This is a genomic window from Tatumella terrea, from assembly GCF_039523755.1.
Taxonomy (GTDB): domain Bacteria; phylum Pseudomonadota; class Gammaproteobacteria; order Enterobacterales; family Enterobacteriaceae; genus Tatumella; species Tatumella terrea.
Map to the genome: position 1 here is coordinate 34,081 of NZ_BAAAFX010000006.1, position 14,736 is coordinate 48,816.

Annotated in this window: 12 protein-coding genes; 6 read left to right on the forward strand and 6 right to left on the reverse strand. The window is 54.7% G+C overall.

What is annotated here, in order from left to right:
• Complete coding sequence (locus tag ABD035_RS03180) at nucleotides 1–705, reverse strand: GntR family transcriptional regulator (RefSeq protein ID WP_343867650.1); 705 nt, start codon at nucleotides 703–705, stop codon at nucleotides 1–3.
• Nucleotides 706–840: 135 nt separating this feature from the next.
• Between ABD035_RS03180 and ABD035_RS03185 the strand changes: the two genes are divergently transcribed.
• Both ABD035_RS03185 and ABD035_RS03190 read left to right on the forward strand, forming a co-directional pair.
• Complete coding sequence (locus tag ABD035_RS03185; RefSeq protein ID WP_343867652.1) at nucleotides 841–2,322, forward strand: NCS1 family nucleobase:cation symporter-1; 1,482 nt, start codon at nucleotides 841–843, stop codon at nucleotides 2,320–2,322.
• Between the two features lie 229 nt (nucleotides 2,323–2,551).
• Nucleotides 2,552–3,154: a 2OG-Fe(II) oxygenase gene (locus ABD035_RS03190; protein ID WP_212712235.1), complete on the forward strand. Its 603-nt coding sequence runs from the start codon at nucleotides 2,552–2,554 to the stop codon at nucleotides 3,152–3,154.
• 373 nt (nucleotides 3,155–3,527) lie between these two features.
• Here ABD035_RS03190 and ABD035_RS03195 read toward each other — a convergent pair whose 3' ends face one another.
• Complete coding sequence (locus tag ABD035_RS03195; protein WP_343867655.1) at nucleotides 3,528–4,955, reverse strand: MFS transporter; 1,428 nt, start codon at nucleotides 4,953–4,955, stop codon at nucleotides 3,528–3,530.
• 125 nt (nucleotides 4,956–5,080) lie between these two features.
• On the opposite strand from ABD035_RS03195, the gene ABD035_RS03200 reads away from it, so the two are divergent.
• The 4 genes from ABD035_RS03200 to ABD035_RS03215 all read left to right on the forward strand — a co-directional run bounded on the left by ABD035_RS03200 (nucleotide 5,081) and on the right by ABD035_RS03215 (nucleotide 8,626).
• Nucleotides 5,081–6,247, forward strand: a complete 1,167-nt coding sequence (locus ABD035_RS03200; RefSeq protein WP_343867657.1) for an MFS transporter — start codon at nucleotides 5,081–5,083, stop codon at nucleotides 6,245–6,247.
• A 203-nt stretch (nucleotides 6,248–6,450) separates the two neighbouring features.
• On the forward strand, nucleotides 6,451–7,056 hold the full coding sequence (locus ABD035_RS03205; RefSeq protein WP_212712237.1) for a cupin: 606 nt from the start codon (nucleotides 6,451–6,453) through the stop codon (nucleotides 7,054–7,056).
• 22 nt (nucleotides 7,057–7,078) lie between these two features.
• Complete coding sequence (locus tag ABD035_RS03210) at nucleotides 7,079–7,777, forward strand: NADPH-dependent F420 reductase (protein ID WP_343867659.1); 699 nt, start codon at nucleotides 7,079–7,081, stop codon at nucleotides 7,775–7,777.
• 294 nt (nucleotides 7,778–8,071) lie between these two features.
• Nucleotides 8,072–8,626 (forward strand): P-loop NTPase family protein, encoded by a 555-nt coding sequence (locus ABD035_RS03215; RefSeq protein WP_343867661.1) that lies wholly within the window; start codon nucleotides 8,072–8,074, stop codon nucleotides 8,624–8,626.
• Between the two features lie 38 nt (nucleotides 8,627–8,664).
• Here ABD035_RS03215 and ABD035_RS03220 read toward each other — a convergent pair whose 3' ends face one another.
• From ABD035_RS03220 to ABD035_RS03235, 4 genes are all read right to left on the reverse strand, one after another.
• Complete coding sequence (locus tag ABD035_RS03220; protein WP_425579707.1) at nucleotides 8,665–10,065, reverse strand: c-type cytochrome; 1,401 nt, start codon at nucleotides 10,063–10,065, stop codon at nucleotides 8,665–8,667.
• A 20-nt stretch (nucleotides 10,066–10,085) separates the two neighbouring features.
• Nucleotides 10,086–11,741, reverse strand: a complete 1,656-nt coding sequence (locus ABD035_RS03225) for a GMC family oxidoreductase (protein ID WP_212712240.1) — start codon at nucleotides 11,739–11,741, stop codon at nucleotides 10,086–10,088.
• Nucleotides 11,742–11,772: 31 nt separating this feature from the next.
• A complete protein-coding gene (locus ABD035_RS03230; protein ID WP_343867665.1) occupies nucleotides 11,773–12,342 on the reverse strand; it encodes a sugar dehydrogenase complex small subunit in 570 nt (189 codons plus the stop codon).
• 749 nt (nucleotides 12,343–13,091) lie between these two features.
• Nucleotides 13,092–14,600: a SulP family inorganic anion transporter gene (locus tag ABD035_RS03235; protein WP_343867667.1), complete on the reverse strand. Its 1,509-nt coding sequence runs from the start codon at nucleotides 14,598–14,600 to the stop codon at nucleotides 13,092–13,094.
• Nucleotides 14,601–14,736: the final 136 nt, after the last annotated feature.

Below are 14,736 nucleotides of genomic sequence, written 5' to 3' on the forward strand. Positions count from 1 at the left end.
TCAACAGGAAAATAATTTACGGAAATCCGGGGTCGGGGATTTTTTGCGGTTAAAATTCAGGCTGCCGGTAATATTCCCGAAGTGTTGCTGCATCAGTGCCGACAGGGCCATCAGATCTTTTTCACGCAGGGCATGCAGCAGTTGCTGATGATCTGACTCGTTACATCCCTGTTGCCACTGGCTTCCCCAGGCGGCAATCACCAGCGAAGAACGTAATGTCAGATTGGTGATAATGTCATTGAGCACCGTGTTTCCGGCCACCGCATGCAGACGGGTATGAAACAGGGCCGAGTAGCGGATAGCGGCGGCCATATCCCTGTCATGACTGGCACGATGCTCTTGCGCCAGAATCTCCTCCAGCCCGGCAATATCTTTTTCATTCAACCGGCGGATCACTTCAGGAAGGTTTCCCAGCTCAATCAGCATCCGGCTTTTAAAAATCATCGCGGATTCTTCCGCCGAAGGATTCGCCACATATGCCCCTTTTTTGGGCGTCATATTCACCATTTGCACCGTAGCGAGGCGGGTGAGGACTTTCCGGATACCGGTCCGGCTGATACCGAAGGCTTCAGCCAGCGCTTCTTCCGGCAGTTTGCTGCCGGGGAGTAGCTGATGTTCCACCATAGCTTTGATTAATGCCTCGCGGATCTGCTGCTCTTTCTCCTGCCCGTCTGTGCCTTCGCGGTAAAGCGTGCTGTTTAACATAGTCATCTCCTGAGTAACTGCTTCTGACAAGGTATACTTTTTTTTGTGTTTTTGTATACAAAAAATAAAAGTGGTCCGGATCCTGCAGGCTGTCAGAGACATTTCTTATCAGTATCTCGACAGGGGACTTCAGCTATGCCGAAAAAAAAGGAACCACACCTCACGGGGCACAGCAAGCCGGGCTATAGCCCGCGGCTGACCAACGATGATCTGGCACCGGTCAGAGACCAGCACTGGAACTGGTATAATATTTTTTCTTTCTGGATGTCAGATGTTCACAGCATGGGCGGTTATGTGGTCGCCGCCAGTTTCTTTACTCTCGGGCTGGCGGGATGGCAGGTACTGGTCTGTCTGCTGGCAGGCATCTGTATTGTCCAGTGGTTTGCCAATCTGGTCGCTAAACCCAGCCAGATGAGCGGCGTTCCTTTTGCCGTCGTTTGCCGGCAGGCCTTTGGGGTGTTTGGCGCGAATATTCCGTCGGTGATCCGCGGGCTGATTGCCTTTGCCTGGTACGGTATTCAGACCTGGCTGGCATCCAATGCCCTGATGCTGGTTCTGCTGAAATTCTGGCCTGCACTGGCCCCGATGACGAAGATGCATTTTCTCGGTTTGTCTGCCTTAGGCTGGGGCTGTTTTGCCGTGATGTGGGTGCTGCAGGCGCTGGTTTTCTGGCATGGGATGAATGCTATCAAACGGTTTATCGATATTGCCGGCCCGGCGGTATACATCGTGATGCTCTCCCTGGCTATCTGGATTATTTCCCGCACCGGTTTTTCGGGCATCTCGCTGACACTGACTGAAAAGCAATTATCCGGCGGTGAACAGGTCTGGCAGATGGTGTCAGCAGTGGCACTGGTCGTTTCCTATTTCTCCGGCCCGTTACTGAATTTTGGCGATTTTTCCCGCTATGCCGGCAGCATGGACGATATCCGTCGTGGAAACCGCTGGGGGTTACCGTTTAATTTCCTGCTGTTTTCTATTATTACGGTAGTGATTGTTTCGGGGACTCATTCGTTATTTGGCAGGATGATCACAGACCCTATCGAAACGGTGGCGAATGTGGGAAGCGGGGTGGCGATGGCGGTCGCGTTACTGACCATGATCATTGCGACCATCGGCATTAATATCGTGGCAAACTTTGTCTCGCCGGCGTTCGATTTTTCAAACTGTTCACCACAGAAGATCAGTTTCCGCATGGGAGGGATGATCGCCGCTGTCGGATCTGTGGTGCTGACCCCGTGGAATCTGTTTCATTCGCCGGAGCTTATCCACTATACCCTTGATGTGCTGGGCTCTTTTATCGGCCCGATCTTCGGTGTCCTGTTATGCGACTTTTACCGGGTCAACCAGAGTCAGATTAACACCGATGAACTCTTTAATGACTCGCCTGCCGGCCGTTATTGGTATGCGCGTGGCGTTAACCCGAAAGCCATTCTGGCGCTGGTGCCCGCTGTTGCTTTATGCCTGCTGATGAGCTTTATTCCGGTGTTACATCCGCTGGCCAGTTTTAGCTGGTTTATCGGCGTGGGTATTGCAGCGGCCATCTATGCCGTTATCTCGCGCCAGCCCGCACCGGTCGTGGAGGGGCATATCTCTCCTGCGGTAGCAAAAAAATAGACCCCCGCGATAACTGTCTGTACGGGGTTTCTGAGAAGTACCCGCCCCGGCTTGTGCGAAAGGGCCCGGGGCCTGGCCGGGGGCGTTCCGCTGTCAGACACCCCGTTTTTTTCTTTGTCCCCGCAGCTGTCCCGCAGCAAAGTGCGCCCGGTCAGTGAATCCTGTGGTTGACCGGGGATCACTCCGGTATACTCCTGCCACAGTTTAGTATGAGAGATGGCAGGGCGCTATGCCGGATTATCAGGCGTTAATTCAACAAGTTTGTGACCAGGGCTGGTACTACCAGCAAAATGTTCTGGACCCGCAGTGGGTTTCAGAACTGGCTGCGCTTTGCCACAGCCGGACTTTCCTGCAGGCAGGCATTGGTAATGGCTTAAAAAATATTATTAATGAGTCGATCCGTTCTGACAGCATCAGCTGGATTGATAGTAATGAACAGGATCCTGCTATCCGGCGTTATCTGGCGCTGGTGGAAGAGCTGCGTGTACTGCTGAACCGGGAATTTTATCTGGGGCTGAATGATTTCGAAGGCCATTTTTCCCGTTATCCGCAAGGGGCGTATTACAAACCCCACTACGACTGCTTCGCCAACGACCGGCGCCGGGCCATTACTTTTATTGTGTATATTAATCAGAACTGGCAGACGCAGGACGGGGGACAACTTTGTCTGCATTTGCCTGACGGGGAACACATGATAGAGCCGGTCGCCGGCAGCATGATTTGCTTCCTGTCTGAACAGATCCTGCACGAGGTCAAACCGACTCATTCCGAACGGATGGCATTAACCGGCTGGTTTATGCGGAATAACGGACGGGATTACTACTACAGTTAGTCGCAGTCACCCGCATAAAGAGAAGGCCGGGGCATCCGCCCGGCGTGAGCGGCAGGCCTTCCTCTGCACCTGTTCTGCCGGCAGGCATACCGCCGGGTTGCCCGCTGATAGCACCCTGCCGGGCGCTGTACGGAAAGACAGTCACGGGAAAATGATGCCCGGACGGCATCCGTGGGCAGCTCATCATCCCCTGTCTGATCAGGCCTCTGTGCCGGAATGGCCAGGCTGAAAGATAAGCCCGGGTCTGAGAGTCTTTTTCTGCCGGATGACCGTGGGGGAAGCTCAATACCGATGGATATTTCGCGAACGTCAAGTACGGTCGTGGGTATCGACCCTCTGACCTGCCTCCGAACGATACCCGGTTTCCTGAAATTCAGCCCGGCCGGTCTGTTTTACCTGTTATCTGGTTGCCCGCCTGTTTATCCAGTAACAGAATATCCGCCATTGCGACCAGGCAAAGCAGGGCCAGGGCAACAAAGGCCAGACGATAGCTGATGGCCGGTAACTGCGAAAGATACGCCGAAGTCCTGCTGAGCTTATCGGCCAGGTAGAGGCAGAGCGCAGAAAAAGTAATCCCCACCCCCATAGAGAGTTGTGATGAGGTGCTGAACAGCGCATTGGCGTGACTCATCTGTGCCTTTGGAACATCACAATATACCAGGGTATTGATGGCGGTGAACTGCAGAGAACGGAACATTCCGCCGGTAAACAGTACCAGTAGTACCGCCCAGTGAGGCGTTTGCGGGGTGAAAAACGCGCAGGCCAGCATTCCGCCGACATTCAGGAAACCGTTCACCGTCAGTACGGTTTTAAAACCGAACTTTCGCAGGATGGGCGTGGTGAACGGTTTAATCAGCAGATTACCGGCAAAGACGGCCAGCACCAGTAATCCGGAACGAAAGGCATTCAGATGAAAACCCATCTGAAACAGTAACGGCAGCAAAAAAGGGATGGCGGAAATCGCTGCCCTGAACAGAAAGCCTCCGGCAAGCGTCGCCCTGAAGGTAGGAATGGTCAGTGCCTGCATCGCGATCATCGGAAACGGAACCCGCCTCATATGGCGGAAGCTCAGCCGGAATCCGTACAGACTTAGCAGCAGTAACCCTGCAGGGAGATACCAGGGCAATGATGAGGAGACCAGTTCCATACTGCAGACGAAAGCTACCATCGAGAGGGTTGACAACATAAAACCGGGGATATCAAAGGGCCTTTTTTCCGGTTCAAACGGCGCTTTCATCAGCCTGCGTGCCAGCAGAAAAGCGATGAACCCCAGCGGTAAATTCAGGAAGAAAATCCAGCGCCAGCTCAACCAGGTGGTAATCAATCCGCCCAGCGGTGGGCCGATGATCGGCGCGATCAATGCAGGCCAGGTCAGGGTGGCAACGGCCGTGATCAGCTGGTGTTTGGGCGTATTTTTTAAGACGGCCAGTCTCCCCACCGGCACCATTAAGGCACCACCGACCCCCTGCAGGATCCGCATGGCGACAAACAGTGGCAGGCTGTCTGCCAGTCCGCACAGCACAGATGATAAAGTAAAAATAACCAATGCCAGCGAAAAAACATTACGGGCACCGAAGCGGTCGGCTATCCAGCCACTGACCGGAATCAGCACCGCCAGCGTCAGAAGGTAGGCACTGATCCCCAGATTGAGCCGGGTGACGTCTACGGCAAACGTGGTGGCCATGTACGGCAGGGCCGTCGTGATCACCGTTCCATCCAGAAACTCCATAAAAAAGGCGCCGGCGACCAGCAGGGCTACCCCGGAGACGGACTGCGTTCTTTTATTAAGCGTTTCTGACATGAATCTGGCTGACCTGCATAGGATGGCAAAAAGTGTGGCTATAATAGCGGAGGTAAGGTTTTTCCTTACTGATGAATGTATGTAAAAATGTTTAGTAAATATTAATAAAATGTATTGGAGTGTTCGTGGATCAACAAAAAAACCTGCATGTCGGTCTCGCGTTACTGGCAATGGCTCTCGGGGGGTTTGCTATCGGTACCGGTGAGTTTGTCATTATGGGACTGTTACCGGATGTGGCTCACGGGCTGGGCCGGTCGGTCACGACTGCCGGGAATGCGATTACCAGCTATGCGTTGGGGGTCGTGGTCGGTGCGCCGCTGATTGCGGTCCTGGGCGCCAGAATATCACGCCAGCGCTTACTGATTTTCCTGATGACTCTCTTCGCTGCCGGCAACCTGGCCAGTGCTTTTGCCCCGGGCTATCTCAGTTTTATCGCAGTGAGGTTTATCAGTGGTCTGCCGCACGGCGCGTATTTTGGTGTCGCCTCACTGGTGGCGGCCTCCATGGTTCCGGCGCAACAGCGCGGAAAAGCCATTGGCCGTATGATGACCGGCCTTACGATCGCGACGTTGCTGGGTGTTCCGCTTGCCGCCTGGGTAGGGCATCATCTTAGCTGGCATTATGCCTTCCTGTTTGTGGGCATCTGCGCGGTGATCAGTGTGCTGATGATTATCGGCTTCATTCCTTACAGCAAGGGGGACCCGTCAGCACATCCTTTACAGGAACTGACGGCGCTGAAAACCCCGCGCGTTCTGCTGAGTCTGCTGACCGGAGCCGCCGGTTTCAGCGGGATGTTTGCGGTCTTCAGTTATATTAACCCGACCCTCACCCATGAATCAGGATTGCCTCAGCAAGAGATCCCCTGGGTCATGGCGGCTTTCGGTCTGGGTATGGTCGCAGGCATGATGGCGGGCGGACGTTTATCGGACTGGAGTGTGACCAAAGCCATTACCGTGGCACTGGTCTGGAATCTGGTCGTGATGGCGCTGTTTCCACTGATGGCCCACCATATTGCCAGCGGGTTACTGGTGACGTTTCTGATCGGCACAACCTCGGTACTGATCCCGTGTCTGCAAATCCGTCTGATGGATGTCGCAGGTAAGGCACAGACGCTGGCGGCGGCCATGAACCATTCCGCACTCAATATTGCTAATGCGCTGGGGGCTTTTTTTGGTGGCATGATCATTAATGCCGGCCTGGGATGGACCTCCACCGCCTGGGTGGGCGGGGCGCTCGGTATCTTCGGGCTGGTGGTTTATCAGTGCTCATTATTGCTGAAACACCGCGATTAAGCCTCTGCCGGCAGGCTCCTCAGGGGGCCTGACCGGTGAAATATTTTGTCACTTTTTTACCCTCTCCGGCGTCCCTCTGTGCCATTCCCCGGGTTTACAAAAGGTCCCCTGGCTTTTATACCTGGAACAGACAACGTTACTGCGACACTTCATCTTCAGGTGTTTACCTGAATTGTCCTGAGATAAATCAACCCGGGGGAAAAATGCAGATCGATTCCCGAAGAGATTTTTTACGTTTAATGACTCAGATAGCCGTTAGTTCGCCGTTGATCCTTGCGGCGGCGGCACGGGGCGAGTCTGCCTCGCCGGTGGCACCGCAACATTTTATGTTGTCTGCTAATGGCTGGGTACCGAATAACCCGCACCTGCCGGTGCTTCTCTACCGCCAGGCACTCTCGCTGTCCGGTGATGTGACACAGCAATCAGAACAGGCGCTGACGCACAATGGCTGGCCGCCGCAGTGGGTTGCCGGGGTATTTAACTTCCATCATTACCACAGCACTGCCCATGAGGTTTTAGGCTTTGTCGGCGGGGAGGCCCGGCTGATGCTGGGTGGCCCGGGCGGGAAGACCGTGACGGTTCATGCCGGGGATGTAGCCCTGCTACCCGCCGGCACCGGACATTGCAATTTAGGCAGTAGTGACGATTTTCTGGTGATCGGGGCCTATCCGCCGGACCAGCACTGGGATATCTGTCGCTCGGCCCCCACAGCCGCGATGCGTCAGCGGATAGCCACCTTACCTTACCCTCATCAGGACCCGGTCAGTGGTCAGCCACAACCCTTAATGTCACTCTGGCAACAGGCATAATGTCATCTTCACAGGAGGTCCCGTGTCAGGAATTAAATCATTACTGAGTGCAGGTCTGTTAGTCATTGCCTCTCTGGCCACCGCCCGGGCGGCGTCGTTACCGTCCATTGGTATTATCGGTGCGGGGCAAATGGGCGGTACGCTCGCCACACTCTGGAGTAAAGCCGGCTATCCGGTGATCCTCAGTTCGCGTCATCCGGAGGCTCTGAAACAGCAGGTGGCTGAACTGGGGCATCAGGCCAGTGCGGCGAGTGTCGGACAGACGGCACAGCAAGCCAGCATCATCGTCCTGGCCGTCCCGTATGGCGCATTACCTTCGCTGGCTAAGAGTATTGGTGCCAGTGTGAAGGGTAAAGTGGTGCTGGACGTCAGCAACCCTTATCCCGGCAGGGATGGGCAGGTAGCCGACGATGCGCTTAAAGAGGGGGTAGGGCGTTACAGTGCCGGATTATTCCCCGGGGCGCATCTGGTGCGTGGCTTTAACTCGGTAGCGGCCTATACCCTCAGTTCAGATGCACACCGCTCAGGCGCGAAACTCGCCATCCCGCTGGCAGGAGATGATAAACAGGCGCTGAATACCGTCTCACAGCTGGTGGAAAAAGCCGGTTTTGACCCGGTCATCGCAGGCAATCTGGATAAAGCGCGTTTGTTCCAGCCAGGCAGCAGTCTGTTTTTGAGTAATCTCACTCAGCAGCAACTGAAACAGCAGCTGACGCAATAGCCTTCCGTCCCACCCCCGTTACGGGGGCTCCTTCTGTCCGCTCCGGGACCGGGCGGACAGGATTTTATCCGTTGACCCGCTGGCGTCTGCGAAGCCCCTGAATTCACCGGTTTCCGCCAGTGCCTGCCGGTGACGGTATCCGTCTTTACCCGTTACGCGTATTCACGTAATCTGAGTGGCTCTGCACGCCAGCCCGTCGCGCCTGTAAAGCACGGTGCAGCCGGAGGCCATCTTCCTCTTCTTTGGCCGGCGGCGCTGTGTAACGATTTTCCCCGGATAGCTGCTGAGTGAGTAATGACAACCGATACCTTTCTTCCTCTGACTGAACTTGGGCCACGTATCTGTATTTTAGGGCCGTCAAATAGCGGGAAATCCACGTTAGCCCTCGCGCTGGCAGAAAAAACAGCCGCACCGGTCATACATCTGGATCAGCTGTTTCACCGGCCGGGAACCCGCTGGCAGGAGCGTCCTGAAGCGGAGTTTTTAGCGCTGCATGAGGCCGCAATACAGCAGGAATGCTGGGTAATGGAGGGAAATTATACCCGTTATCTTGAAGCCCGGCTCGCGCGGGCAACCGGACTGATTATGTTGGATATTTCCATGCCGGTCATGCTCAGACGCTATTTTTACCGGACGCTGATACAAAAGGATCGTGCGGGGAATGTCCTGCCCGCAGGGCTGCGGGACAGGCTGTCAAAAGAGATGCTGAAATATCTGCTGGTTGTGACGCCAGGCAAGAGGGTACAAAACCGCACCCTCTATGTGAATTGTTCGCTACCTAAAGTTTACCTCGCCTCACCGGCGCAAACCGCAGCCTGCCGGCAACAATGGCAGCTGACGAGGGGATAAAAAAGAGGGGGGCGTTAGCCCCCCGAAACAGGATGATACTAGTGGCGGCGGTTACGCCGTAATCGTAAGCCGATGATCAGCAGAATAACGATCACCAGAACGACGGCAATGGCAGGGACCATATAAGGCTGCAATGAGACCAGCGCAGGCGGATGCCCCCCTTTACGAACCCAGGCGACATCACCGGCCTGAACGGTGACCGAAGGATTACCAAAGTTATGCAGGACATAGTTACTGATGTCGGCGACCTGCTGGTCGGTCAGGTGATCCACATAAGAAGAGGTAGAGCCGAAGCCCGGCATCAATACCTCATGACCGTTGGTCGTCCGCTGAACACCGTAAAGGATCGTTGCGATCAGGTTTTGCGGATGGATCATGCCGGTCGCCGTATTATGGAATAATGACGGGTAAGCCTGATTCTGACTACCGGCACCGTCCGGCTGGTGGCAGCTGGCACAGTTACCACTGAACAGGGCTGCGCCGGAGATCACCGAATTGCGGGCGTTGTAGGGAGCCTTGCCGCGGACTTCATTGTCCACGTTGGCTGCCGTGGAACCATAGCTGTAGGCGGCCTGCGTCTCACCCTCTGTGCGTAACGGTGGTGTCTGTTTCAGGTAGGTGGCGATAGCATGCAGATCGCTGTCCGGCAGGTATTGCAGGCTGTGTTCCACGGCTTCAGCCATCCCCCCTGCGGCCTGGTTTTTCCCGGCAACACGTCCGGTCTTCAGGTATTGCACGATCTCGTCATCGCTCCAGCCACCGATCCCGCTGATTTTATCGGAGGTGATATTCGGCGCATACCAGCTGCCCAGGGGGGCACCGGCCAGAGGCTGGCTGCTGACCTCATTCATCATAAAACCGCGTGGCGTATGGCAGGTATCACAGTGCGCCAGGCCATTCACCAGATAGTTACCACGGTTCCATTCCGCACTCTTCTGTGGATCTGGCTGATAATCTTTGTTACCGGCATACAGCAGGTTCCAGATTTTCATACTGAAACGGATATTGAACGGAAAGGCCAGGGTTGTCGGGGTGTTTTTCTGGTCGACGGGTTTTACGCCATGCATAAAGTAGTAATACAGGGCATGTAAATCACTGTCGGTCATCATCCGGTAAGAGGTATAAGGCATGGCCGGATAAAGTTGTGCCCCATCGGCCCGGACACCGTGTCTGACCGCGTCAGAGAACTGCGCCTCGGTATAATGACCGATCCCGGTAACAACATCCGGGGTAATGTTGGTGGAGTAGATGGCCCCCATCGGTGAGGCGATGGCATACCCCCCGCTGAAGGCGGTTTTACTGCCGGGGGCGGTATGACAGGCCTGACAGTCTGAGGCGGTAGCCACCTGCTGCCCCTGAGTTAACAGTGACTGGTCAATATCGGCCGCGCTGGCTGTCATCAGATGGCATCCGGCATACACTAAGGCCAGCGCACTCATTTTGACGGAGAAGGAACGTTTCATGCGAACTCCTTCATGCGCAGAGAGATATCATGAGCGGCCTTCAGACCTAATGCGGCCATACTCAGGGTACTGTTCACCACACTGGCTGACGGGATCGCACCGCCGCCTGGCAGCCATAAATTCTCATGGTCAAAGGTACGGCAGTTACCATCCACCACCGCGTCTTTGGCCGATTTACCCATAATGGTTCCGCCCATAATATGGTTATTCGCATTCAGACTGGTGGTGATATTGAACTCTTTACCATTAAACAGTGAACCGATGTGTTCTAACTGCTCATGGGCTGCCGTCGCGCCTTTACGCACATAATCGCCGACGTCGTAATGGATATCCGGGCAGGCGAGGCCATGCGGATCGTTACGTGTCTTGCTGAGTGTCAGACGGTTTTCAGGGTCCGGCAGCGGCTCCAGACTGATTGAGATATCTACCCCGTGGATAGAGCGGTAACGAATTTCTTCATCCAGCGCTTTACCGACCAGACCTTTCGCCAGAGCCTGTTTGGTGGCGGGCACCACGCGGGAAATATTATTCAGGATCATTTTGTTAGCCGAATACTGGCTGCGGAAATCGCCATCACGCGGACCGACCATACAACTGCTCTGAGCAGGCCCACGGCCCAGCCATACCGGTTCCTCGGTCAGGAAGCTGCAGTGAAAGCCGGAGTGGTCCATCATGTTACGTCCCACCATATCCGAGCTGTTAGCAATCCCGTTCGGGTTGGCTTTATTGGCGGCCAGCAGAAGCAGGCGTGGGGTTTCGATACCGTTACAGGCCAGTGCGAAGGCTTTCCCTGTCGCTTTGTGTGATGCGCCCTGGTTATCGCGCCAGTGGACGGCCGTCACACGGTTATTGCCATCGGTATCTATCTTATACACCACCGATTCAGCCAGAACGACAGCGCCTTTCTGCTCGGCACGTTCAATATGATGGATACCGTTATACATCGCACCGATAGGGCAGATAGGCTGGCAGTTGTTATTACCACAGCAGACCGGTCGGCCTTCCCACGGGCGGGTGCTGCGTCCCTGAGGGATCGGCACCAGGTTATAGCCGTGCGGGTTTACGACGCTGGCGAAATAGGCATCCCCGTGGGCGAAGGGGACCATTTCCATCGGATAGGGTTTGCTGCGCTCACGCGGGGACTGCATCGCCGGATCGCTGGGGCCGGCCACACCAATCTCATACTCTGCCTCACAGTACCAGGGTTCCATTTCATCATACGTTATCGCCCAGTCGCGCCCGACGCCATACTTACTCTGCATCACGAAATCGCTGGGCATATGGCGCCAGCAGGATGCAGCCCAGTGCCAGGTGGTACCGCCGACGGTCCGCAGGTAGCCCTGCTGGAAGCTACCGGCACTCGGCCCGGTGACATTGACATAATTGTTCGGCGGGAAGTAGAGCGGAGCCGGGGCCAGCGGAGACTGAGGATACAGCCCCTGAAAATCCGAACCTGCACGGTTAGCAAATGGCATATTTCGCCAGTTTTCAACCGCCTGTGCACGGCTAATCCGTAAACCGGCTTCCAGTACCAGTACCGAGTATCCCTGGCTGACTAATCTGTCTGCAATCATTCCGCCAACAATACCGGAGCCCACAATCACAATATCTGCGGAGGCATCGCCGCCGGCAGTAAATTCAGGTTTTTTCATCGTATGCGTTCTTTTTTTTATCAGGGTGCAATTACAGGTTATCGATTAATTCAGGATCAAGCGGGTCCGGTACCGGGGCAGTCCACCATAGCGGGCCATTGCCGCAATAGGTGGGAACCACCAGTCCGTCGCTGACCGTGGCATACATCAGGGCGTCTTTATAAGCGACCAGGGTGCCCTTGTAGTCATCGCCGATAGTGCCGGTGTACCAGGCAGTGATAATGTCCTGCAGAAAATTGCCCAAGCCGGCGGCAACCGCTTGCTGTTTAAAGTCAGCGGCCGACATTGGAGACTGGATCACTGCGGCCAGACGGGCAATTTTGCTGTTAAATTGCGGGTCTCGCTGACTGAAAGCCCCCAGAAAACGTGAGGCCAGTTGGGGACTGATATGCTTATGTTCAGTGATAGTTTGCGACACGCGGATAAAATCCCGCGCCGCGTCGCGGCCATGAATGACGCTATCGGCGAAACTCTGTAATGGCAGTGAGGCAGCAAGGCCGGCGGCAGAAATAATCAGCGCAGAACGGAGAAACTCCCTCCTACTGGAACCGGTTCCAATCCCGGATGTATCAGACGACAATGGCTCAAAATTTTGCTTCATAAATATTCCACATCTGTAACGCTACATGTGATTAAAGTCACATTCTATAGCTAAAAGAAACGTAAATGTTAAATAAATTAATGTCCTGCCACTCAGGGATCGCACTTTTTGTTAATGTGCCAGCCCCTGTTAACACCGGTATGGCAGCAAAAGCGTTGTCAGCCTGCGGCAGAGAGTCGTCCGTCAGGGAAATATCTTTCTGAAAAACAGCAGGAAATATTGTGCTGATCTTCGTGAACGGTAAACACTGGTACAGACCGTCTTCCCTCTGCCTGTGGTCACGGAGGACTGCCCGGGGTGTAGTGACTCGCGTAACAGAGCATTCTTATTAATGTTAGACCGGAATCTGGCTAATTCCGGAAAAAATGTGTGGATTTGTATCAAAGGAAATCGCCCTGTAAACCCGATGATCTTCGGCCCGGAAGGGCCCCCGATTCAGGAACAGGAAATGACTGCCGCTACAACGCCGGTAAAACGGATCCGCTGACCACACAGACCAACAGGTGCTGAGGAAGGGGGAGCGCATATCGGTAAATATTTTGAAACAGAGAGTCATGGGGCAGCAGAGTCACAACGCCGCGCAAATACGCTGTGAAATAAGGATGTCCGGCGCGGGCGTAGCCTGTAAACCCGTCCTCATCGTGAAAGGAGATCCCCCTAACCGCTCAGTTATACGGCAACCTCAGGGATACGAATGCTGAAGAGGTCTGAAGGGCGGTGCCCGTGAGGGCACCGGGAGGGAATATTTGTCAGTCCAGCTTACCGGTCAGTCGCTGATGGATAACTTTACTTTGTCCTTCGAGGCCGGTGATCGTTACCCGGGAGTGATAACGCTGGTAACGTTGTTCGATGGCATCCAGCGCCGCAACGGTAGAGGCGTCGAGGATCATGGCTTCAGACAAGTCGATTTCCACATGTTCAGGATCATTCGCGTAGTCAAAATGCTCATACAGATCATTACTGCTGGCAAAGAATAACGGGCCATGAATTTTGTAGTGTGCGGTTTTGTTGTCGTCCGACAGTTGGCGGTCGGCGGTGATAACATGACTCAGACGTCGCGCAAACCACAAAATAGCCAGCAGCACGCCACTCACTACTCCCAGGGCCAGATTACTGCTCCATACCGTGATGGCAACAGTGGCCAGCATAATCAATGTCTCGGATAAGGGAATACGCCGTAATGTGGCCGGTTTCACGCTATGCCAGTTCAGTGTTTTCACCGCAACCACCATCATAATGGCGGCCAGAACCACCATCGGGATGTGTGCCATCACCTGACTCAGGACACTGACCAGCAACAGCAAGACTATCCCGGCCACCACAGTGGAAACGCGACTGCGCGCCTTACCTAACTCCACGTTGACCACGGTCTGACCTATCATGGCGCAGCCGGCGATGCCGCCATAAAAACCGGCCAGAATATTGGCGACACCAAGTCCGGTGGCTTCTTTTCGTTTGGACGAGTGGGTATCGGTGAGGTCGTCCACCAGTTTTGCCGTCAGCAGAGATTCAATCAGTCCGACCAGCGCGACACTGATTGCCGTTGGCCAGATAATCTGCAAGGTCTGCATATTCAGCGGCACCTGCAACAGTGTCAGTCCAGGCAGTCCGCTGCTCATCGGGCCTTCGTCACCGACGTTTGGCAGAGAATACCCCATTCCCCAGGCAATCGCGGTAATCATCACTATAGCCACCAGCGGTGCCGGTATTTTGGTCGTCAGTCGCGGCAGCAGCAGCACAATTCCCAGTGTCAGAACAAAAAACAGCAGCACCAGCGGTGACTGCTTCCAGACATGGGGTACCTGGGCAAAAAATATCAATATACCTAATGCGTTTACAAACCCGGTCATCACTGAACGGGGAATATAACGCATCATCCGGGAAAGCCCGGCAAGGCCGAAGATTATCTGCAGTATCCCCGCCAGCACTACCATCGGCAGCAGATAGGCGATGCCGTGCTGATGGACCATCGGGCCAATCACCAGGGCAACCGAGCCAGCGGCTGCACTTACCATCGCCGGGCGACCGCCGATCACCGATAAGGTCAGGCAGATCACCACAGAGGCTATCAGGCTAACCTTCGGATCCACTCCGGCTACTACAGAAAAAGAGATGACTTCGGGGATTAAAGCGAGTGCGGTCACAATACCGGCCAGTGATTCGCGGGTCAGCAACGCCGGCTGGCGTAATACAGATAATATGCCGGGGGGATCCACGGCATGTTGTGTCGCAGAGTGAGAATGTGATTCCTGATCCATTTGTTAAGCTCTTTATCTTTGTTGCAGGTGATTTTTTATGTCAGGAGGTCTTTATACAGGGTATTGACTCATACGGTAAATCGTTACGTGACAGTTGACGGAGTCTGTTACCTGCCAGCCGGCGCGGCCGACAGGC

Coding starts and splice junctions, on each gene's coding strand:
- ABD035_RS03180 (WP_343867650.1), bottom strand. CDS start 705: ATGTTAAACAGCACGCTTTACCGCGAAGGCACAGACGGGCAGGAGAAA.
- ABD035_RS03190 (WP_212712235.1), top strand. CDS start 2,552: ATGCCGGATTATCAGGCGTTAATTCAACAAGTTTGTGACCAGGGCTGG.
- ABD035_RS03215 (WP_343867661.1), top strand. CDS start 8,072: ATGACAACCGATACCTTTCTTCCTCTGACTGAACTTGGGCCACGTATC.
- ABD035_RS03225 (WP_212712240.1), bottom strand. CDS start 11,741: ATGAAAAAACCTGAATTTACTGCCGGCGGCGATGCCTCCGCAGATATT.
- ABD035_RS03205 (WP_212712237.1), top strand. CDS start 6,451: ATGCAGATCGATTCCCGAAGAGATTTTTTACGTTTAATGACTCAGATA.
- ABD035_RS03195 (WP_343867655.1), bottom strand. CDS start 4,955: ATGTCAGAAACGCTTAATAAAAGAACGCAGTCCGTCTCCGGGGTAGCC.
- ABD035_RS03185 (WP_343867652.1), top strand. CDS start 841: ATGCCGAAAAAAAAGGAACCACACCTCACGGGGCACAGCAAGCCGGGC.
- ABD035_RS03230 (WP_343867665.1), bottom strand. CDS start 12,342: ATGAAGCAAAATTTTGAGCCATTGTCGTCTGATACATCCGGGATTGGA.
- ABD035_RS03220 (WP_425579707.1), bottom strand. CDS start 10,065: ATGAGTGCGCTGGCCTTAGTGTATGCCGGATGCCATCTGATGACAGCC.
- ABD035_RS03235 (WP_343867667.1), bottom strand. CDS start 14,600: ATGGATCAGGAATCACATTCTCACTCTGCGACACAACATGCCGTGGAT.